This window comes from Roseobacter phycocola (genome assembly GCF_042055075.2).
Taxonomy (GTDB): Bacteria; Pseudomonadota; Alphaproteobacteria; order Rhodobacterales; family Rhodobacteraceae; genus Roseobacter.
This window is the reverse complement of sequence record NZ_CP194010.1, coordinates 896336-918050: the sequence shown is the minus strand read 5'-3', so window position 1 is coordinate 918050 and position 21715 is coordinate 896336. Positions and strand designations below refer to the sequence as shown.

The 21715-nt window shown below is 60.4% G+C and carries 16 protein-coding genes, 1 tRNA gene and 1 riboswitch; of the genes, 7 read left to right on the top strand and 10 right to left on the bottom strand.

All coding sequences use genetic code 11. From position 1 onward, the window contains the following. Positions 1-122: 122 nt before the first annotated feature. A tRNA-Thr gene (locus AB4K19_RS04460) sits at positions 123-198 on the top strand. Between the two features lie 139 nt (positions 199-337). Here the strand turns inward: AB4K19_RS04460 and AB4K19_RS04455 are convergent. From AB4K19_RS04455 to AB4K19_RS04440, 4 genes are read right to left on the bottom strand one after another with little or no spacing between them, the layout of a single operon-like run. Beyond that, positions 338-1357 (bottom strand): glycosyltransferase family 4 protein, encoded by a 1020-nt coding sequence (locus AB4K19_RS04455; RefSeq protein WP_436399184.1) that lies wholly within the window; start codon positions 1355-1357, stop codon positions 338-340. Then, a complete protein-coding gene (locus tag AB4K19_RS04450) occupies positions 1354-2358 on the bottom strand; it encodes a glycosyltransferase family 2 protein (RefSeq protein WP_375230712.1) in 1005 nt (334 codons plus the stop codon). The genes AB4K19_RS04455 and AB4K19_RS04450 overlap by 4 nt, the downstream gene beginning before the upstream one ends. A 15-nt stretch (positions 2359-2373) precedes the next feature. Beyond that, positions 2374-3294 (bottom strand): glycosyltransferase family 2 protein, encoded by a 921-nt coding sequence (locus tag AB4K19_RS04445; RefSeq protein WP_375230711.1) that lies wholly within the window; start codon positions 3292-3294, stop codon positions 2374-2376. Position 3295: 1 nt separating this feature from the next. Beyond that, the gene (locus tag AB4K19_RS04440; RefSeq protein ID WP_375230710.1) at positions 3296-4534 is read right to left on the bottom strand and encodes an oligosaccharide flippase family protein; all 1239 of its coding nucleotides are present in this window, start codon (positions 4532-4534) and stop codon (positions 3296-3298) included. A 196-nt stretch (positions 4535-4730) separates the two neighbouring features. Between AB4K19_RS04440 and AB4K19_RS04435 the strand changes: the two genes are divergently transcribed. Continuing rightward, positions 4731-5960: a polysaccharide biosynthesis/export family protein gene (locus AB4K19_RS04435; protein WP_436399181.1), complete on the top strand. Its 1230-nt coding sequence runs from the start codon at positions 4731-4733 to the stop codon at positions 5958-5960. Here the strand turns inward: AB4K19_RS04435 and AB4K19_RS04430 are convergent. The 4 genes from AB4K19_RS04430 to AB4K19_RS04415 all read right to left on the bottom strand — a co-directional run bounded on the left by AB4K19_RS04430 (position 5957) and on the right by AB4K19_RS04415 (position 11447). Further along, the gene (locus tag AB4K19_RS04430; RefSeq protein WP_436399179.1) at positions 5957-8434 is read right to left on the bottom strand and encodes an ATP-binding protein; all 2478 of its coding nucleotides are present in this window, start codon (positions 8432-8434) and stop codon (positions 5957-5959) included. The genes AB4K19_RS04435 and AB4K19_RS04430 overlap by 4 nt on opposite strands. A 119-nt stretch (positions 8435-8553) precedes the next feature. Continuing rightward, positions 8554-9060, bottom strand: a complete 507-nt coding sequence (locus AB4K19_RS04425; RefSeq protein WP_375230707.1) for a molybdopterin-dependent oxidoreductase — start codon at positions 9058-9060, stop codon at positions 8554-8556. A 100-nt stretch (positions 9061-9160) separates the two neighbouring features. Next, the gene (locus AB4K19_RS04420; protein WP_375230706.1) at positions 9161-10036 is read right to left on the bottom strand and encodes a UTP--glucose-1-phosphate uridylyltransferase; all 876 of its coding nucleotides are present in this window, start codon (positions 10034-10036) and stop codon (positions 9161-9163) included. 25 nt (positions 10037-10061) lie between these two features. After that, positions 10062-11447, bottom strand: a complete 1386-nt coding sequence (locus AB4K19_RS04415) for a WecB/TagA/CpsF family glycosyltransferase (protein WP_375230705.1) — start codon at positions 11445-11447, stop codon at positions 10062-10064. A gap of 252 nt (positions 11448-11699) precedes the next feature. Here AB4K19_RS04415 and AB4K19_RS04410 point away from each other — a divergent pair, with 252 nt between their 5' ends. From AB4K19_RS04410 to AB4K19_RS04395, 4 genes are all read left to right on the top strand, one after another. Continuing rightward, positions 11700-12314, top strand: a complete 615-nt coding sequence (locus tag AB4K19_RS04410; protein WP_436399176.1) for a response regulator transcription factor — start codon at positions 11700-11702, stop codon at positions 12312-12314. 115 nt (positions 12315-12429) lie between these two features. Next, positions 12430-13914, top strand: coding sequence for a GumC family protein (locus tag AB4K19_RS04405; RefSeq protein ID WP_436399174.1), 1485 nt, complete (start codon positions 12430-12432; stop codon positions 13912-13914). Then, positions 13911-15212, top strand: a complete 1302-nt coding sequence (locus AB4K19_RS04400) for an O-antigen ligase domain-containing protein (protein ID WP_375230703.1) — start codon at positions 13911-13913, stop codon at positions 15210-15212. The genes AB4K19_RS04405 and AB4K19_RS04400 overlap by 4 nt, the downstream gene beginning before the upstream one ends. 162 nt (positions 15213-15374) lie before the next feature. Then, positions 15375-15460, top strand: a riboswitch (glycine riboswitch). A gap of 124 nt (positions 15461-15584) precedes the next feature. Further along, positions 15585-16832, top strand: a complete 1248-nt coding sequence (locus AB4K19_RS04395; RefSeq protein ID WP_436399171.1) for a D-amino acid dehydrogenase — start codon at positions 15585-15587, stop codon at positions 16830-16832. Between the two features lie 165 nt (positions 16833-16997). Here AB4K19_RS04395 and AB4K19_RS04390 read toward each other — a convergent pair whose 3' ends face one another. Both AB4K19_RS04390 and AB4K19_RS04385 read right to left on the bottom strand, forming a co-directional pair. Continuing rightward, positions 16998-19325: a DUF3604 domain-containing protein gene (locus AB4K19_RS04390; RefSeq protein WP_375230702.1), complete on the bottom strand. Its 2328-nt coding sequence runs from the start codon at positions 19323-19325 to the stop codon at positions 16998-17000. A gap of 52 nt (positions 19326-19377) precedes the next feature. Further along, complete coding sequence (locus tag AB4K19_RS04385) at positions 19378-20814, bottom strand: NAD-dependent succinate-semialdehyde dehydrogenase (RefSeq protein WP_375230701.1); 1437 nt, start codon at positions 20812-20814, stop codon at positions 19378-19380. A gap of 92 nt (positions 20815-20906) precedes the next feature. Here AB4K19_RS04385 and AB4K19_RS04380 point away from each other — a divergent pair, with 92 nt between their 5' ends. Further along, the gene (locus AB4K19_RS04380) at positions 20907-21713 is read left to right on the top strand and encodes a GntR family transcriptional regulator (protein WP_436399169.1); all 807 of its coding nucleotides are present in this window, start codon (positions 20907-20909) and stop codon (positions 21711-21713) included. Positions 21714-21715 lie beyond the last annotated feature (2 nt).

The window sequence follows — 21715 nt, the reverse complement described above, 5'->3', positions numbered from 1 at the left end:
AGAGTTTCAGTGTTCCGAGGCTAACCCGACCCTGCCGCGCATTCAAACCTTATCGACCGGAGAAATTTCTCGTATTTCCCCTCTTGCACCAAAGCCACAAACTGACTAAACGACCGCGCAGTGCCCCTATAGCTCAGCTGGTAGAGCAACTGATTTGTAATCAGTAGGTCCGCGGTTCGAGTCCGTGTGGGGGCACCATTTCCAACCTCCAACAGCATTCGATCTCTGTTACCGCATCCCGGACGTTGGTACTGTGCTAGCTTTGTCGAGCGTACCCAACTACCCCGCGTGGCTATACACCAAACTGAAACCCATCTGCCCGACCCGTCAGACCAGCTTACGCTGCTTTTGCTGCAGAAATGTCTGTGGCCGGTTGTTCTGGCCGGAACTGCTGCAACCATTGGGCCGCGTATTCTGCTCTGTGCCCGGTGAAGGAACTGCCTGAGCCGGTATCGGCGCCCGAAGGCTCTGCATCCAGCAACAGTTGCAGACGGTGGGCCCAGGCTTCCGGCGAAAGCGTCTTCTCCAGCCGGATGAGCGGGCTTTCCTGGTCCGCCAGCCCGTCAACGTCGGACGCAAGGACGCGGCGCCTGGCGGCCTGCGCTTCCTGCGCGACAATACCAAAAGCTTCCCACCGTGACGGCATCGCAACGATATGGGTCTCGCCAAGGGCGGCAGCCGGATCGCCGCAATGCCCCCTGAAAGAAATCCTCGGATCGCCCTGCGCCAGTTTTTCGAGGACAGGCCGTTCGCCGCCCTGTCCAAAAATGACCAGCCGGACATCGTCACCCCGCACGAGGCGGAAAGCTTCGATCAGAACGTCAAAGCCCTTTTGCCGCTCAAGACGCCCGAATGCGCCGACCACCCGACCGCCAGGATCGGGAGCCTCGAGCCCTCCGAATTCCGACAGATCAACCTGTGGGCGCAGCACGCTCAGCGCATCATTGCGCACGAGACCGCGCTGGAGCAGCCAGTCTGCCTGGCCCCTGCTGACGGAAATCACACCATCAAACAGCGCATATGACGTGCGCAACATGGTGTAAAACCTTGCCTTGTGCCGTACATTCAGCGCCGTAAAAGCACGCGTGTAACTGTGTTCTGTATGAAGCAGACGCGCGCCCGGGTTGAGCGCCCGCAAGCTCATCACGGCCGGCAAAGTCCGCCAGCTGAGCGCAAGATGCGACACAATTACATCAGCGTTCTGCCGCCCCAGAGAAAGAGCCGTCTTGCTGACCACCCGGACGGTCTGGCGTGCATGGCCGTGCAGTTCAGGCAGCGTCAGCAGATGATCCAGCATCCGCATGACCCCGCCAGGCGTGGTATCGTCGACCAGATGAACGATGCGAAGAGTTGTCATTGAAGTGTCCTTTCTCCGGTACGGGCACGTTCCGCCAGGAACTTTGCAACACAGGCAACAGGTTTGTGGCCTGCGAGCCTGAGGATCGCGGCAGCACCAAGGGTTGTGAGCGTTTTTGCAGGCTCATGAACAAGCGGGTGACGTGAGCAGTTCCACGACTGAAGGGCCATGTCCCATGCGGTATCGCCATCGAACGAACTGACGGCGCGCCGTGCGAGATACCTGAACTGATAAGCGCGGGCCGCGTTTTCGTAACGTGCGAAAAACGCCGGATTGCGTGGCCTGAGCCTGGCGATCATCCGTTCCCAGGAGGCCAGTTGTCTGTCTGTGGCCGCAGAAAGACCTCCGGGTGCAATGCGATACCTGGTCAGCAGGCCGGGCACGCCTTCAAACTGCCAGTCTGTAGTCAGCATCATGCGCATCCAGCATTCGATATCTTCCGATTGCCGGAAAGTTTCATCAAACACCCAGTCATGGGTTTTCTCAAACCCCGGACGCCAGGCGATGTCTTCCAGCGCTTCGCGTCGCATAACGGCTGCAGAACCATTTCCTACAGGATTCCGCAGCAGAACATGCGCCATTGAAACGCATTTGAGTTTTGGTTTCTGCGAGACCCCCGCAGGGCGCGAGCCGGTATCGATCAGCAGCGACCCGGAATAGCTCAGACCGACGTCGGGTGACCGGTCGAGGTGGCGCACGTGTGTTGCGAGCTTCTCGGGCATCCACAGATCGTCAGCATCACAAAACCCGATGTATTTCCCGCGAGCAGCCGCAATACCTGCGTTGCGCGCCCCGGCAAGGCCGCGATTGGATTGCGAAACAATCCGGACGCGCGGGTCAGTCGCGAAGGCGTTTGCCACGTCGAGGGTGTCGTCGGCAGACCCATCATTGACGATGATGATCTCATAATCCCTGAAGGACTGAGAGAGCAGCGAGGCCATTGTTTCAGGGAGCGTCTGAGCAGCATTGAACGCAGGAACGATGATTGAGGCAACCGGCATGGGAAATCCCTTCTCTCAGCTGGAAAAAAGTGTCTGGCGCAGCGACCGGGGCAGAACCGGTGCCGCAAGGGCGGCCAGCGTGGTCATGCCGCCGCGCCGCAGAGGATGCAGAAAGGCTGATGCGTCACAGGACAGGCCGGCGCGTGTGAACTGAAGCGCCTCAAAGCGCCCGGCGCTCACTCTGAGCGCGCGGCGGGCCAGATAACGCAGATAGATGGCATTCTGCGCGGGCGTCGGCTCGAAACCGAACCGGCGGGCACAGGCAATCGCCTGCTCGCGCCCTGCCCGCATCGCATCAAGGTTGGAGGACAGCCCGCTCGGGTTGGTGCGGTACCAGACATGAAGCCTGTCCACCGCATCGATGCGGTAGCCCAGGCCTGCAAACCTGATCAGAAACTCCAGATCCTCGTTATGTACCATGCGGCGGTCAAAGCCTCCTGCACTGTGAAATGCAGCTTTCTGAAGTGTCAGGTTGGACAGGGTGCAGACCGGGTTTTCCCCAAGCAGGTCCAGAACTGTGAGTGGCTGGTCACGCACCGCAGACTGCGTGGCTCCTGGCGCGGGGGCATCGGTGAAAAACGCGATACGTCCGTAAAGCGCCTCTGCCGCCCCCGCCGCAAAAGTCCGGTCGAGATCAGACAGACGGTCCGGGGTCCAGAGATCATCAGCATCGCAGAAGGACAGGTAGTCCCCGCGCGCCAGCGAGGCGCCATAATTCCGGGCGTCGCTGGGACCGGCACCGGTGTTTTGAACCAGCCTGAAACGGGAATCTGCTGCGGCGTGCCGGGCAATGATCTCAGCGCTTTCATCTGTCGATGCATCGTCGACACAGATCGCTTCCCAATTGGTGAAACTCTGGGCAATGAGGCTCGCCAGTGTGGCTGGCAGGGTTTCGGCTGAGTTGTGAAATGGCAGAATGACGGAAAAACGTGGCATATCAGGAAACCCTCTTCAGGATCAGTGTCTGGCGGGGAAGCAGCCAGAGGCTGGCGCCGAGCATGATGATGGTGGAAACGGCCAGATACCCCTGAGCGACGGCCATCAGACCGAATGGCGCCAGGACCGCTACATTCACGGTGAGGCACACAGCCAGCGCGCCGCTTACAAGCAATTCCTGTACCGGCCGGTTTTCGGCACGCAGCCATCCGGCAGTTGCCGACCAGACAACTGTGGGCAAAGCAGCAAGACACAGGACGGACACCACAGGTGCCGCAGACTGCCAGTCAGCCCCCAGAAGCAGCGGAACATATACCGGAGCAAGCGCCGCCTGCAGAACAACCAGTGGAGCGACCAGCAGGATGCAGTGACCCAGACCGTGCCGCAGCGCGCCCAGCCGGTCCTGCGCGGCGCAAAGATGCGGGAAAAGGACAACAGAAAAGGCCTGTGTAAATGATGTGGCGAGACCCAGACCGGCATTGAAGGCCATAAAGTAGAAACCCAGCGCCTCTGCCCCGAGCAACGCTCCGACCACCAGTTTATCCGCCTGCACCCGCCCGACCTTGACCAGTTCGGTGCCCAGCACAGCCCAACCATAGGACCAGAAGGGCCGCAGTGGCGCACAGCCTTTTTCCGGCCGGGCCTGCCATGGGCGCAGGCGGCGCATGAGGATGAGCCAGATTGGTGCGGCAAGCACCCGCGGCAGGACCATTGCAGCGGGCGACGGCCAGAGGAGTGCGAGGCACGCCGTCATCAGATTGGCCCCAGTCACCTGGGCACCCGCAATCGCAGCCGTCTGATGCAGCTTGCCTTCCCGCATGGCCAGCGCTGCCTGCACGAATCCGCCGGGCATGAACAGATACTCCAGCGACAGGATGCCCAGCAGACAGGCCGTTGTTGTGTAACCGCCTGCGAAAAGGACCAGTGCGATCAGGGCCTGCAGGGAAAAGAGGCCGAAACACCAGGCCCGGAAAATGCGCCGCGCCGTGTTGCAGGTCTCTTCCAGTTCGTTGTCCGGGGCTGCAATGATCCGCTGCCCGACACCATTTTCGGTCAGAGCCTTAAGGATGTCGCCTGTGGCCAGCGCCGCAGCAGCGATCCCGATGGCGCCGGCGTCAAGTGTACGCGCCACAACAACAACCACGAGCAGCCGGGACACCTTTCCCGCCGCTTCACTCACGGCATAGGACAGCATCTGGGCGGCAAAACCGTTGTTCTTTGTAAAATCCGTTACTCTCACGTCAGCAATCCGTCTGAATTCGGTTGCCACGGTCGTACAGGGAGCAGCAGCGCTCTGTCCCGCTCCCTCCCGGAGAGGGTCCGGGGCCGTTTGATCGCAGACCTATCCGAAAGGATGCAGCACCATCCCGATGCCAGTCTTATGCGCTTTGCCGCGTCCCTGTAGTCATGCGCCAAGATTTATGAATGGAGTAATCATGGCGTATTTTATCAGAAAAACACTTGTTTGCGCGGCGGCAGGTATCGCACTGACGGCCTGCACCAGCATGAAAAAACCGGACAATCTGGAACCGGTGGAACGGGGGGGCGGATACCAGTCCCAATACCGCGATATTGCGGTCAGCCGGAACGAAATGAGCTTTCTGCAGTCACCCACCATGAACAGCGCGTCCTGCCTGCCGGAGGCGGGCGGCACTGAACGCATGCAGATCGGCAAATGGTCCGCCGGATCGCTGGCGCCGCTGCTGGGTGAAAAACTGTCCCGCAACGACCTGGTACAGGTCACCATTGACGGGGACGAAGCGCTCAGCGGCGACGTGGTGGTTTCCCGCGACGGCAGTCTGAAGCTGCCCTACCTGCAGGCGGTGATGGCGCAGGGCCGGTCCATTGAGGAGGTTGAAAACCGGCTGAGCAATGCGCTGGTGGCCGCAGAGTTCTACAACCGCCCTCCCCGGCTGACCGTGCGGGTCAAGGATTTCGCTTCGGTTGTTGTGGGTGTCAAAGGCGCGGTGTTTGAACCGCATGCTGTCGAGGTTGGCGGTATACCCGGTGATGCGCTGGATACCACACGTCAGCGGGCAGTCGGCTCATCCACCGAAGGGCGCAACCTCGCGGCAGCCCTGCGCGCGGCTGGCGGCGTGCGGCCTGACGCAGACCTGTCCGCTGTTGAGCTGCATCGCGGCGGCCGCACGTACCGGATGGATCTGCGGGGCATCTTTGACGGCACCGACCCGACCGATATTATGATGCTCACAGGCGACGAAATCGTCGTGAAAAGCCGGCACTGTTTTCAGGATGACCTGATGCGCCCAGGCCCGATCAGCCCGCCGGGTGTTTCTCTCTTCCTGTCGAACCTGACCAAACCCGCGACAAACAACGCAGGATCTGCGATCGGGCGCGATGTACGCGAGATGCCCTATGGCACGCGCTATATGCAGGCTCTGGTGGACGCCAACTGCGTCGGGGGCACCAAGACGACCAATGCCAACCGCAAAGCGGTTCTGTTCTCGCGCAATCCGATCACCGGTGTGTCGGCCGTAATCGAACGGGACATCGAAGATCTGCTGCGCCGGGGTAACCGGGACGACTTTGACCCCTACCTGCTGCCGGGCGATGCAATTGCCTGCTACGACAGCAACGTCACCAGCATCACTGAAGTCGGACGGGCGCTTGCCATCCTGGGCACCGGACTTGTGCTGCTGGACTAAGCACCCTCAGGATCGGGCAGCCGTTTTCGGGCGGCTGCCCACGCTCCTCGCGCTCGATGCACAAGAACAGCAATCCCGTCATGCTCTGCTTTGTCGATGGCTGTCTCGATCGCGATAAGAACGCCGCGCAGTTCGTCCGCATCAAAAATCGGCGCACTCCCCGCGATGCGGTGACATTCCATTTTCAGCTCAGTCTGGTCGTCATGATGCCAGGCCGCGGTACGGAGCTGCTCCATCAGAGCATCAGTTTCTTTGATGAATGTGCCCAGCAGACGGAAAAACGCAGCATCGCCAAGGTCTGTGCGCAGCTCCTGCAGGCGCGAGATTTCCTCACCCGGCCCGAAGCCCGGAGCACCGGCACCGGTCGCAACCCCCAGCGCCTTGCGAAGACTGGCGATATCAATGGGCTTGCTCACAAACGCATTCATCCCGACCGCGCGAAACCGCTCGACGGCATCCGGCAGAACGTTCGCGGAAACCGCGATGATCGGGGCCTGCGCAGAGAGCCCGCCCCCTTCGCGGATGTGGTGTGTCGCGGTCAGGCCATCCATGACGGGCATGCTGATGTCCATGAGTACCGCGTCAAAGGTATTGGTCGCCGCCAGGTCCACACCGGACCGGCCATCCCGCGCCACGGTCACGGTATGGCCGTCCTTTTCCAGCATTTTCTGGATGACCATCAGATTGATCTCGTTGTCCTCGACCACCAGCAGCTGCAAAGCGGTCTTGTCGTCCACGGCACCCTCGCGGGTTTCCGACTGAACCTCGGGTTCCGCTGCAGCCAGAGGCAGCCTGATCCAGAAAACGCTGCCCTCGCCGGGCTCGCTTTCCACACCGATCTCTCCCTTCATCGAACTGACCATACGACGCGCGATACCAAGGCCAAGGCCGGTGCCACCGGACGTCCGGTTCAGCGCCGTGTCCAGCGTGTGAAAATCTTCGAAGACGGCATCAATGTTTTCCTCGGCAATCCCGATACCGGTATCAATGACTCTGAACTCATAAACATTTTCTCCAGGCGTGTCGGTACCATCCGTGACTTCGGCCTCGATGGTCACCTGACCGCTCTGCGTGAACTTGATGGCATTGCCCACAAGGTTGAGCAGGATCTGCCGCATCCGCTGCGTATCTGCCCTGACCCAGGGATGCGCGTCGCCGACCCAGGTCCAGCGCAGCACGTTGCCGTTCTGCGCGGCATAGCTGCTCTGACTGTCGACAACGTCCTGCAGCAGTTCACTGATGTTGAGTGTTTCTTCCGCCGGTTTCAGCTTCCCGGCCTCGAAACGGGATATGTCCAGCACCGAATTGACATGGTTCAGCATGACTTCGCCGGAGATGGCCATGTTCCGCAAAAACTGTTTCTGGTTTTTTGAGAGGCGTGTGTTTTCCAGAAGGTTCAGGTTCCCGAGCATACCGTTCAGCGGCGTCCGGATTTCATGGCTCATGACGGTAAGGAAATCCTCTTTGGCTTTCTGGCCGGCAAGCGCCTTGTCACGGGCGTCGATCAGCTCCTTCTCATCCGCAACCTGCCGCGAAATATCCCGGATAAAGCTGATGACGATTTCCTGCTCGCCGTCCTGAGCCGATTCCAGCGCCAGTTCCACAGGAAAGACCTCTCCACTGGCACGCATTGCCTGAAGCTGAACGCGCCCCTGGCCTACGACGTGTTTGTCTCCTCCCCGCTGCATGCGTTCCATGCCGGCCTCATGCGCTTCCCGCAGATCCGGCGGCACAATCAGATCCCCCACGGACTGCCCGACAGCCTGATCCTCCGGGTAGCCGAAAATGGTTTCAGCGGCCGGATTAAACGCAACGATGGTCCCGGACATGTCCGCGACAATCACGGCGTCCAGTGACGTTTCCAGCACCGTTGTGATGCGGTGATTTGTTTCGCGCAACGCAACGCTGCTGCGGCGTATCCGGCTGTTGACCAGCAGCAGATATACAGCCGCCATCAGCAACGCGAGCAAAAGCAACCCGGAAAAGGCTGCCAGCTGCGTCAGCGTTCTGGCGGTATCAGCGCGACGTTTGTCCGACAGTTCGGCAAAGTAACTGAGGCCGGATACGGACAGAGAGCGCACGTCCGCTTTCAGGGCCTCGGCGTTTTCAAGGATATCATCCAGTTGCCGCAGCAGCGTCGCATCATCCGCATCGATATACGGCACAGTCTCGTCCAGAAATGCCGATAGTGTGGCAAGCGGTTCCGAAAACCGGCCGGACGTACGCAGGTTCGCAAACAGGCTCGCATTCTCAAGCGTGTAGACGCGGCTGTAGAAAACATCGAACTCCCGGCGTATCCCGTCCAGTCCACCGGCGTCGGTGGCGTCCGGGTCGTGACCTGCGTGTTCTATTGTGTTCAGAAAGGAAAGGTATTCGACCTCGACCTGTGTCAGTGTCCACTGGACGTTGTCAGATCGTGCAGAGCTTTGCTGTTCCAGGTCGTCAAAAACCTGCCGACCGAGAACGACAGTCATCAGCAGAACGGCCAGTAGGCCGGCCCCGATGAGCCACAGGAACCATCGCCCCGGGGCTTTGAACGTTCTGGACCCGGGCCTCATTTCAGGACCCGGGCCCGGCAGTCGGATTCGTCACGCTACTGCATGACCTCCAGCCGGTCCAGCTGCCATATGCTGCGCGAATACGCCAGTTCGGAACGGTATTCTGCATCACTGTCATAGGGATACACGATCCAAAGCGGACCTTTCTGGCGGCGTGACATCGGATTTCCGTCCATCTCATACGCAATGATTGGAGCGCCGCCCCGGGCCGCGTCAACCGGCATTTCCACGGAATAGTCGTTAATTGCTGTGGCCCGCAGCGTGCCGCCCTCCACGCCAAGGCTGTTGAGCAGATCTGAGAGACGCACACCGACAAACCGGTTGCTGCCTTCGGTCCAGATCGTCGTTGTCTCGAAGGCTTCGACAGGCAGCTCTTTCAGCATTTCCATGTCGAAGACAGCAGCATCGGGCGCGTTGGTCACGGTGATCTCACCGGTCACGGTCAGCACAACCTCACCTGAGGGCGCAGACAAGGTTTCTGCCATCACAGGGCCGCACACGAACATGGCAACGGCAAACAGTTTTGCAAGAAAACGGCTCATAGGGGTCTCCGGTAGTTTTCGAGTAATGTATGACTTTGTTTTCGGCGTCCGCGCAATCAAACATGCGGATAGTGACCTATCCTTAAGGATAGGCCATGCATCAGGCCACTTTGTGCAACAGACCGGATGGTGTTTCGAAGACGCCGTCCAGTTCCGGCCGGTCCTGCGCAAAGGCAACGGTCGCTTCAAGGTAGCCGCGCACTGAACCACAGTCAAAGCGCCGCCCGTCAAAGGCGTAGCCGTCAACGCCCACAGATCCGAGATCTGCAGCGATCGCATCCGTCAGCTGTATCTCCCCTCCCGCTCCGGGTGTGAGTTCATCAAGGCGATCAAAAACAGACGGTTGCAACACATAGCGCCCGACAATGCCATAGCGCGAGGGCGCGGTGCCTGCTGCCGGTTTTTCGACAAGACCGCGCAGTTTCTGCACCGCTCCCGCGCTCCGGGCAATATCGACAACGCCGTAAGACGACAGGCTTTCCTCGGCAACGGCCTGGGTCGCGATCATGTGCCTGTCGGTATGGGCGGCACAATCAACCATCTGGGCCAGCGCTGGTGTGTTTGCCCGGATGACATCATCCGGCAGAATAACGGCGAAGGGTGCATCCCCGACAGCATTGCGAGCCAGTGACACAGCATGCCCGAGCCCGAGCGGCTGGTCCTGACGGATGAAACAGGCCGACCCACCCGGCAGCGCCGATGCCTGCAGGGCATCAAGGATGTCCACCTTGCCCTTGTCGGCGAGAGACTGTTCCAGCGCCGGCATCGATGAAAAGTAGTTTTCCAGCGCGGATTTGCCCGATGACGTGATAAAGATGAACTCTTCAATGCCTGCCGCTTTCGCCTCGTCGACTGCATACTGAATCAGCGGCTTGTCGATGAGAGGCAGCATTTCCTTGGGAACCGATTTGGTCGCTGGCAGAAAACGGGTCCCAAGACCGGCGACCGGGAAAACAGCTTTGCGAATGGGTTTCATAACAATCTCCTGAGGTATTATGGGGTCAATAGGCGCCACGACCGGTGAACACGGCGCGGAACGTGAGGGCCATCAGCAGCACGTCCAGCAACAGCGACCGCGAGCGAATGTAGGCAAGGTCCATGGCGATCATCCGGTCGAAGCCGATGTTTGCACGCCCGGAGACCTGCCAGATGCCGGTAATCCCAGGCTTTTTCTGCAGACGCTCGAACGCATGCGCCGGATAGGCTGCAACTTCTTCGGGCAATGCGGGCCGCGGCCCGACAATGGACATATGACCGCGGAAGACATTGATCAGCTGGGGCAGCTCATCGAGAGACGTTTTCCGCAGAAAGCGCCCGATCCGGGTCACACGCGGGTCGTTTTGCGCTTTGAAACAGATACCGTCGCGGTCCGATGTGGCGAGCAGCGCTTCCCGGCGGTTTTCGGCATCGTTGTGCATCGAACGGAATTTCAGCATACGGAACGGTTTGCCATCGCGACCGATGCGGGTCTGCCGAAACAGAGCGTCTCCCTTGCTTTCTGCACGGATAGCGGCACTCACAAACAGCATTGGCAGCGCCAGCACCGCAAGCGCGGACCCTGAAATGGCAATGTCCATCGCACGTTTGACCATGTCTGCGCCGCTGGTCTGACGGGCGGCATCGAGGCCGGCGCGCGCCATAAAGGCGAAATTTCCGAGGATATATCTGCCGGCCATCCGGCGCGGTTCCATGGCAAAGCGCCAGACCCACTCCATCTTTGCGCGCCGCACAGCTGCCGGAGCCCGGCGGACGTTGCCCGCCAGAAAATCGAACAATGCGCCGACCCCAAGAACGAGTCGTGCGTTCAGCGCGCTGATATTGCGGTCGATCCAGAGTTCCTGCTTTGGCACACCCATCGCCACCAGAACGATATCAGCATCAGACGCATTGATCGCCCGGACGCATTCGGCTTCGTCAGTCGCCTGTTCATAGCCATCCATGGTACCGGCAATGCGCAAACCCGGCACATCCCCAACCAGACGGAGCGCTGCACGCTCTGCCGTGCCGGGTGCCGCCCCAAGCAGGAACACCGAAAGTCCCTGACGCGCTGCCCGGCGCAGAAGAAGCGGCACAAAGTCGGTACCATTGAGGTTGGCAGCCAGGTGATGACCGCGCATTTTCGCCGCCAGTTCCACGCCGATACCGTCGGGCAGCACATAGTCGGCACGGGCAACAGCAGACCGGTACGCCTGGTCGCGGGCACGAATGTTCGCGCAGTGTGCATTCAGGAAAAAGACCATGGCCTTTTTGCGGGACAGCAGGTGGTCTGCTGCTTCTTCGGGTTGCACATCGGCAAGCTGGACACCCATGACTTCGCGGACACGCAGCCCGGCAGTGGAGGCCGCCTGCGCATTCTCATAAAGGTAATGCTCTGGAATAAAGTGCATTTTTACTTTCCGATCGTATTTGTTTGCGTTGAAAGGAAAGTGCAGCAGACCTTCTGTTGTGCACAGACGGGCGAATGGACAGGTGTCGAAGCATTGGGCTGAGCGGGCTATCTTGATGTGAAAACCGGTGCGCACTCAGACCGGACCATTATTCAAACGGATAGCCGACCCTGTTCCGTTGCCCTGTTATGAACGCCGGAGATATGCAGTATGCCGGGACCTATAGTTCGCGAATCGCGCCAGGAGTTTCAGATGAGAGTTTTGATTGCAGACGACCATGAACTGGTACTGGACACTCTTGTTGCCTACGTCGAAGCGACTGGTGGCATCGAAGTGGAAACGGCACCTGACTTTCCTTCGGCGCGCAAAAAGATTGAGGAAGGGCGGCCCTTCGACCTGGTTCTGCTCGACCTGAATATGCCGGGAATGAACGGGCTCGAGGGCCTCGAAACTGCAATTTCGATGGACGGTGCCAACCGGGTTGCACTGATTACGGGAGAAGGTTCGCGGGATCTCGCTGAAAAAGCGCTGGCCGCCGGTGCAGCGGGTTTTGTTCCGAAAACGCTTCCGGCCAAATCACTGGTGAACGCAATCCGGTTCATGGCCATGGGCGAACAATATGTGCCCGCCGGGTTTATGTCCGCAGCTGATCCTGAGAACGAGCATCCGCTGGCCAAGAAACTGACCCAGCGCGAAATGCAGGTTCTCCGGGGGCTTACGGAAGGCAAATCAAACAAGGAGATCGCACGCGATCTCGACCTTTCCGAACCCACGATCAAGCTGCACGTCAAAACACTTTACCGAAAAGTTGGTGCCAGCAACCGGACACAGGCCGCCCTGACGGCCAAAGAGGCCGGCCTTTTCTGATCTGCTCTATCCCAAGGGATAGTCTGCCCCGACCGATGCGCCATGCATTAGCCATTGGCACCTGAGACACAGCAGCCCGGGCATCATATCACGTGATCAGTTCACGAGGTACGTTATGTTTCAGTCCGATATTCATCACCCCAGTTCCGATGCCACAAACGGCCGGCTGAGCTGGCTCGCAATCTCCAGACGCCCCCTTCGGTCATTGGGCTGGCGGCGCCTCATTGTCGGGGGCCGCCTGTCTGACGCCGGCCGACTCCCGCGTTATGTCGCTGTTTTTCTGCTGGGTGCCAGTGCGTTGTGGGCGCCGATTGCGGGATATCTGGCGACTGCGCCTTTGCAGTATACCTCGCATGCCTCGCTGATCCTTCCCGGGTCGGGCGCTTCAGCCTCCGTCAACCTGAACAATATCGGCCAGGCGTCTTCCTACGCCAATTCGGCGTTCTCGAATGGTTCAATCAGCCCGACCGAAACCTACAAACGTCTGATCAGCGCTGACCGGATCCTGACGGCAGCGGCAAAAGAGATGGGCGTGTCCAATGATGTATTCGGCAAGCCACGGGTCACCCTGGTGGACCAGACAAGCCTGATACACATCACGATGAAGGCCGGCACGCCGGAGTTGTCCCGCGCCCACGCCGATGCCCTGCTGGCTGCGTTTTTTGATGAAATCGACGCGCTGCGCGCTGACGAAATCGCCACCCGTGAGACAAGCGGGCAGAGTGCCATCGCGGAATACACGACAGCTGTTGCCGAAATCCGGGAGACAATCACGCAGCTTCAGAAGCGCAGCGGCCTTCTGACAGCGGCTCAGTACACCGAACAGGTGGCCGCGCATGAACGCCTCAGAGAACAGCTCCTGCGGCTTGAGGCGGAAGCGAGTGAACGTGACGAAGCAGTGAACGCGCTGGAAGCCGCGCTTGGACTGCCGCCACAGACCGCCGCCACGACGCTGAAACTCTTTGCTGACCGCCAGTACCTGGCCCTGACAGAGGACATTGCCCGTCATTCAGCGCTTCTGGCGCAGGCACAGGCCAGCTTCGGGCCGCGCCACCCGAATTACATCAGCGCCAGCGACGCGTTTGAAGGCGCGCGGCAGGCGGCGCAGTCTCACGCTGCCGAGGTCACTGGCCTTGACGAAGCGTCGCTTGCTGGGCTGGACCGCGCGCCACAGGGCGAACGGGCATCATTGCTCAGCGGCCTTGTAAAAGAGCACACCGCGCGCAAAGGCCTCCGTCAGCGGGTTGCGACCCTCAGACAGCAGGTTGCCGGCGAGAAAGCACGGCTGGCGGCACTCGCGCCTCTCGCCGCCGAACTGGAAGACAAGCAGCGAGACTTCAAAGTCGCCGAAGCTGTATTCGCCTCTGCTATCGCACGCTCGGAATCCACAAAAACGGATGTCTACGCCTCTTATCCGCTCGTCCAGGTGCTTGAGGATCCGTCATTGCCGGAAGCCCCCTCTTCTCCGCGCCGCAAACTGTCCATCGCAGCAGGCCTTGCCGCGACACTGCTGCTGATCGGCGGTCTTGTCATCGCCTGGATCCGGCAGTCCATCCTGTCGCGTCTGCTGGCAAAACCGGAAACCGGGGATGACGCATGACCGTCCGCCCCGAAGGACCTGCCGAAAGGATCGTCTGGTCGACGCTGACGTGGACATGGCCGTTCTATGCCATCGGAGCCCTTTATGTTGTCGGACCGGTTCTGGCTTGGGTTCTGGCAGGCCTGGCAGCGCTCTCTCTCTATCTGGGGCCGGCAATCCGCGCGGATCTGCGCCCGACGGGCCCGGTGCCGGGGCTGATCTGGCTCTGGTTTGCAGGCATGGCGGTCATGCTCTTTGCGCTTTGGGCCGGTCACATGGACTGGGATCTTGGCATGATGAAAACCATCAAATCATCCATTGGATGGGCCAAAGGCTGGGCACTGCTCGCGCTGTTTCCACTGGCAGGCGCAGTTCTGCCGATCCGCCGCGAGGTTCTGATCCGCGCGCAGTGTATCGTCGGCCTCTGGACGCTGATACTGGCGCCTGCCCTGCTCGCCGCGCCGTACCTCGGCTTGCCGGAGCGGATATTCACCTCTCCCTTCAAAGCCGTGGGCGGGCCGGGTCCGGAATATTTCACCGTTTATCTCTACACCTTTGACCCCGCCAGCTGGACCGCACGCTGGCAGTTCTATGCCCCCTGGTCTCCCTTTGCGGCGATCCTTGGCATCCTTATGGTTTTGTTCGCGCTGGAGGAAAAACAGCGCAGATGGATGCTTATCGGTGTCTGCGCGGGCGTTCTCATGATCCTTGCCTCCAAATCGCGCATGGGTCTGGTCGGGCTGGTTGCATGCACTATGGCACCGCGGCTGCTTCCGCTGATTGCCCGGTCCTGGGCATGGTTTGCCGTTTCAACCATTACCGCCAGCGCCGCCGTCTGGGGTGCTTTCGCCTATGACATGGCGGTCGCCGCAGTCCAGGGGTTCAAAGGTGCCCGCGCCGACAGCACGCGGGTGCGCGAAACACTCCAGCGTATTGCCTGGGAACGCTGGCAGAATGACGCGGTCTGGTTCGGTCACGGCACCGTTCAGCCCGGACCTCACCTCGTCGAATACATGCCCATCGGCAGCCACCACACCTGGTACGCTCTGCTGTTCGTCAAAGGCGTCACCGGTTTCCTGGCCTTCCTCGTCCCGTTTGTTGCGCACTTCATCTTTGTGACAATCGACGCGACCAACAATCCCAGAGGCCGCCTGCCCCTTGGCATTCTGCTGACCTTCCTGCTGCTCTCATTCGGAGAGAACATCGAAATTGAGGTCTATCTGATGTGGCCCTCGCTGGTTTTGCTGGGCTGCCATCTCAGAGAAGCGGCCGCCAGCGTGCATCCGCGTGAAACACAGGCACAGGGCGCCCCCGCCTGACACGATACGCCGGAACGCCGTCTGTGGCGGGATCTGCTGACCCCCCGGCAAAATGGCGCTGGACAGCCCGAACTGACCGGGCGCCCTCGTCACACAACAGTGTCTGTCGCCGCGTACATTTTGGTTGATCGAATCAACAGCGGGTACTAACTGGCACTCAGCAAGGCCATGCCGGGAGAAGACGGGTCACCGTCGCCGAAGGAGCAACCGCCCCGGAAACTCTCAGGTCCCAGGACCGGTATGGCTGAAACACTCCGGAAAGCGGCCCCCGACGGGGTCCACCGTAGGAGAAAGCCCGGCAACGGGTGAAACTCTCAGGTTCCACGCACGGAGGGGGCATGCGGCTGCGGCCGCCCGTGCGAGGATAGACATATGTCGAGAGTTGCTGTTATCGGCGCCGGTGTTACCGGCCTCACCACCGCTTACGAACTGCTGAACGAGGGCTTTGAAGTCACTGTGTTCGACCGCAACCGCTATGCGGCAATGGAAACAAGCTTTGCCAATGGCGGCCAGCTGTCGGCTTCCAATGCCGAAGTCTGGACGCAGTGGGGCACAGTTCTGAAAGGCATCCGCTGGATGCTTCAGGCAGATGCGCCGCTTCTGGTGAACCCGGCCCCCACCCTGCACAAGATGCGCTGGATGGCAGAGTTTCTGTCGAACATCCCTAACTATAAGTCAAACACCATCGAAACAGTGCGGCTCGCCATCGCGGCGCGCGCCGTGCTGTTCGAAATGGCGGACCGTGAAGGCATCGATTTCGACCTCGAACGCCGCGGTATTCTGCATTTCTACGACCGTCAGAAAGACCTGAAACATGCCCGGAAGGTGAATGACCTGCTCCGCGCAGGAGGGCTCGACCGCCGCGAAATCTCAGCAGAAGAAGTGCATGCAGCGGAACCGGCTCTGCAGGGGGACATCATCGGCGGTTTCATCACAGAATCAGACAGTTCCGGCGACATCCATAAATTCACCATGGGGTTATCGCGCGCCTGTGCCCGTCGTGGTGCCGATCTGCGGTTCGGGTCCGACGTCACACGCCTGACCACTCAGGGCGGAGCGGTCAGCGTCACTGCGGGCGGTGCCCCTGAGACCTTTGACGCAGTCGTCGTCAGCGCCGGCATTCAAAGCCGCGGGTTCGCCCGTCAGCTTGGCGACCGGGTCAATATCTACCCGGTCAAAGGGTATTCAGTCACCGTCGCACTGGAAGATGCAGAAAGTCAGGCAGCTGCCCCCTGGATCAGCCTGCTGGACGACCGTGCCAAGATCGTCGCGAGCCGTTTTGGCGCAACCCGCTTCCGGATCGCGGGCACAGCAGAGTTCAACGGTGCCAACCGGGATATCCGCGCGGACCGGATAAGGCCCCTGACCGAATGGTGCGAGCGTCATTTCCCCGGCGTTTCGACAGAAAACGTGACCCCCTGGGCCGGGCTGCGCCCCATGATGCCCTCAATGCTGCCCCGTGTCGGTCGCGGCAAAGCGCCTGGCGTGTTTTACAATACCGGGCACGGGCACCTCGGCTGGACGCTTTCGGCCGCAACAGCACGTCTGGTCGCTGCGAGCGTCTCAGAGCAAAAAGGGCCGGCAGCATCTGCGCCCGGCGTAAGTGCCAGAGCGGCCTGACCCTGCTCTGTTCTGACGGTCTGGTTCCTGCCGTGCCAATGAGACTGGTCGTATCTGTCTGCAGATGCGGCCGCTCCTAAAACCCGGTGCCGGACCACTGCGAGGAACGAGCTGCAGCGTCCGACAGCAATGCTGCAGCCGGGATCACAACTTCAGGTGCCCTGCTCAGCTCCCTGTGCTGCGGAGCACGTAGACGGGACTGGACCACGCCTGTGTCCCATCCTCCAGTGTGATCCGGAAGTAGTAAGGGTTATCCTGACCCTCACTGGGCGTAAGGCGGCGTTCCAGCGTAACACTGCGATGCACGTTTTCGGCCGGCAGGCGGAACAGACGGATGCCCCGCGGCAGGATATCCGAAGCATCGAGGACCGTGTCGCTGAACCCGATGTCCGACAACCGGAGCGTTTCGCTGATCAGGGGCGTTTCGATATGGATAAGGCCGTCGTCATGCTCATCCAGCGCAACGATGAAACCCGCATGGTTTCCCGTCGTTACGGATTGCCAGGACAGCGTATTGTCCGACCTCAGGTCGAGCGTTTTGTCCCGGTTGAAGAAATTGACCGGTGTTGCTGAGACAACCTCGGCGCCCTCAAACCGTGCGCTGCCGTCCCAGGGGACGGCCCGGAAGCGACCGCGGTATTCGGCCCCTTCCCACAGAACGCCAAGCCGGTTGCCCGGTTCCTCCGCAGCGAATGGCAGAATGCATTCGAGGTGTTCCAGCCCGTTGAATACATCAATCCGCCGGACCGGGGCCCCGGCATCGACGTGCAGGCTCAGCTGCACGTCACCTTCCGCCAGGTGCACGATGTCGCCCATCATGGCCTGCGTGCATGGCTCAGTCCGCGCGTCGGGGACCAGATCCGGATCATCAAGGTACAGGGTTGCAGGCATGTCAAACCTGGCATCAACTTCCATGCGGATGCGGCCGTTTGGCCCACCGCTTGTCGCGTAGTGGTGACGTCGGTTGATGCAGCCAATCAACTCAGTGCGTGTCAGTTCAGGCATCAGAAAACAGGTCAGCCCGCCCACTGCACCAAACCACCCCGCACCCGGATAGCTGGCACCAGGGCGTCCTTTGTGCCCGTCAGAATTGCCAATAATGCCAACACGATACCCGCTGCGAAACGCGTCCTGAACGATCCACTCAAAGGTTCCCCAGGCCGAATGCACCTCGACGGATTTCTCAAACCGGCCGTCATGGGCCTGCGTGATATCCGCATATCTGCCGCCGCAGTGGGCGAAACAGATCACATCCCATTCTTCGTGCGCCGCGAAGGCCTCAAAAAGCTCGCCCGCGGTGTGACAGTCGGTGCCGGCGTCGCTTTGATCCTCGATCAGCGCATGCGAGGACCGGCGCATTGTCCTGCCCTCCACGGGAAAAAGGACATTCCTGTCCCCGCCCAGCGCCGTGTTGCCGGACCATTCATAGCCCGGAAGTGTCACAAAGCGGCCAGGCTCGTCAAAGTGGGCCGTGACCACGTTCAGATCGCGCCAGAACGTGTCCGTCATCTGAAAATCGTTGCCCTGATGCGCGCAGGCATCAAGGAATGCTCTGTCCCGGCCGAACGCGAAATAGTCAGCCGCGCTGTTTGTGCCCAGCGTTTCATCGGACTGGCCATGCAGGTCGCCCCAGTAACTGCGCAGCTCCGGCGCCGTGCGCACCTTTGACGGATTTGTGACAGCGACCAGCGTACCGTCTTCACTGTTGAGCGAGATTTTGAGCAGACCTTCTTTATGGGCGACAAGCCCCGGTATTTCCGTGGCAAAAGGGCCCGGCGCGATGTCGATGATCCCGGGCATTCCGTCCAGCGGCTGATCCGCCGACGGTACCAGGCGGGCAGCGGCCTGATCCGAAGGATTGCCCCAACGATCTTCACCTTTGATTTTCAGCGTGAAGGCCTCCCCCGGCACGACAGTTGACGGCACCACCGCCACCCATGTTTCGGGTGGACCCGGCACAATAGAGATCGCCGGCTGATCCGGCAGGGTCTGGAAGTTATAAGTCGCAATCGGGTCCACGAGTACCCGGAACTCAAAACGGCTTTCACAGAACGTCTGCAGGCGCATGCCCGGTCCGCCGTGATCCGTCACGCCAAAACGCACTGTGATCGTGTCACCCTCTTTCATAAATCCGCGCACGACCTTGATCTGCAGGGTTCTGTCCCAAGGCCTGATGTTGCCTTTGGGATCGAACCGCGACTGCAGGACCGCATTATTCGAGGCAACAACCTCGGTGTAGCCGGGGGCTGCCGGGTCATCGAACTGTGGATTTGTCTGATCCGTCGCAAAACGGAAACAGATCCGCAGGCTGCCACTGTCATCAACACCGAACCGCCCCGCGGTATAGGTCAGCGTGAAACTCTGATAACTGCCTGCCTCAAAGGACCCGGTTCTGTCCAGCACCGCTGTGCCCAGCAGCTCCGGGGCGATCGGATCGCGCAGTGCGCCGTTGTTTGTTTCGGGTGGCGTCATTGCGGGCATCGTGTCGGACATCTGTGTTCCTTTCTGCGTAGGATCCGTTTTGGTTTCGGGTCAGCCCGGTGGCTCAGTCGTCCATATTGGCCTGGCTGATGAACCGCGTCCTGCAATAGGCATCAAAGCCTTCAGGCCCGCCCTCATATCCGAACCCGCTGTCTTTCACGCCGCCGAACGGCGCTTCGGCAAGCGCGGGTGAAAAATTGTTCACGCCGATCCATCCGGCTTCAAGATCATCTGCCACATTCGTGGCCACGTCGAGCGATCGGGTAAAGGCATAGGCTGCAAGCCCGTACTCCAGACTGTTGGCGCGCCGGATGACGTCATCGTAGTCTGTGAACGGCAGCACCGGTGCGACCGGGCCAAAGGGTTCCCGGGTCATGATGTGACAGTCATCGGGGATTTCGGTGACAACAGTCGGCGCCCAGAAATGCCCCCGGTTGCCGACGCTGTTCCCGCCCAGAAGCGTGCGCCCGCCCCGATCTGCCACATCAGACATGATCGCCTCCATGCTGCGCACACCACGCGCATTGGCGAGCGGGCCCATAGTGACCCCATCCTGCATACCATCACCGACCTTCAGCGCGTTCACCCGTTCGCAAAAACACTCTAAAAACTGTTCATAAACAGCGTCCTGAACATAGATGCGGCTGACCCCCAGACAGACCTGGCCCGCGTTCCGGTACTTGAAATCGGCGGTCATTCTGGCCGCTTTTTCAACGTCTGTGTCGTCAAAAACCAGGACCGGGGCATGCCCGCCCAGCTCCATTGTCGCGGGCTTCAGCAACTCACCGGCCAGCCGGCTGAGCTGTCGGCCCACGGCAACTGAGCCCGTCAGGGACACCTTGGCAATGACCGGTGACCGGATAAGGTAGTCTGAGATCATCGCAGGATCGCCCATGACCATGTTCAGCACGCCCGCGGGAACACCTGCATCCTGGCAAGCACGGACAATGCCCGCAGAAACGGCGGGCGATTCCTCTGATGGCTTGATGATCAGCGAGCACCCTGCCCCTAGTGCGGCAGCGATTTTTCGCCCGAACATGACACCCGGAAAGTTCCAGGGCGCGAAAGCTGCAACCGGACCTACAGGTTCCTTGATCGTCGTCTGGCGCATGCCGCGGCCCCGCTGCGGCAGAAGCCGGCCATAGGCGCGGATGGCCTCGCCCGCGCACCAGCGGAAAACATCGACCGTCCGGTCCAGCTCTCCTCTGGATTCGGCCAGCGGTTTGCCCTGTTCCAGCGTCATCAGAACAGCAAGCTCCGGGATGCGTTCCTCGATCAGCGCAGCACACCGGTCCAGAACCTTCGCCCGATCCCAGGGCGAGGTACGCGACCAGAGCCGGAACCCGGCATCAGCAGCGGCCAGCGCGCGGTCCAGATCATCTTTGTTGGCACAGGCAACCAGAGCGACGATATCGCCGGTCGCCGGGTTTTCCACACCGATTGTTTCGCCCGTACTGCCAGCACACCACTGACCGTCAATAAAAAGTTCGCGGATATCCATGGCATGCCCCCCTGAAACGCGCAGACCCACTGTCACCTGCGATTCCAATTCTTACATAGTAAAGGCATACTCTGTATAGTTACTATATAGTAATGAGCATTCTGGATGACCGGTTGGATATGAACGCAGCACTGAACAGCATCGCACGCCAGCTTGAGAAAAAGCATTCGGCCAACCCCGCTCTGGCCAAACATCGCTTGCTGACCGAGGCCATTCTGGACCTGACGGAGGGCGGTATCCTGGCTCCGGGTGACCGCCTGCCGACGGAAACAGACCTGGCCGGGGCACTGCCCTTCAGCCTTGGCACCATACAGAAGGCCCTGCGTGCGCTGTCTGAACTCGGTGTCATCGACAGACGCGCGGGCCGCGGCACCCTGATCGCCGAAAGAACCACAGAGATTTTTGATCTCTGGCAATTTCGATTTGTGGACCCTGAAAACAACACGGTCTTTCCGGCCTTCAGCCGGGTGACGGATCTCGGCCTGGTCGGACCGGACGGGCCATGGAACCGGTTTCTCAACGATGGCCCCCGGTTTGTCCGGATTGAACGTGAAATCGACGTTGCCGGGCGATTCCGCGTACTCAGCCGCTTCTATCTGTCCGGTGCGCGCTACGGCGCACTGGCCGACCGGAATCCCGAAGCCCTCGAAGGGGTGCACCTGCATGCCGTGGTCCGGCGGGACTTTGGTGTATCGACCAAACACATCACGAACCGGGTGGTCTGTTCGGCCATTCCCGACCCGCTTTGCCTGAGGCTTGAGCTGCCCTCCGGCACACGCGGTCTGTGCTGCCAGATCAGAGGGTTTTCAGCAGGCGATAAACCTCTGTGGTTTCATGAGATATATGTGCCGGCAGACGCGGACCCGCTGGAACTGAGAGACATGCGCCCCTTTCGCTGAGA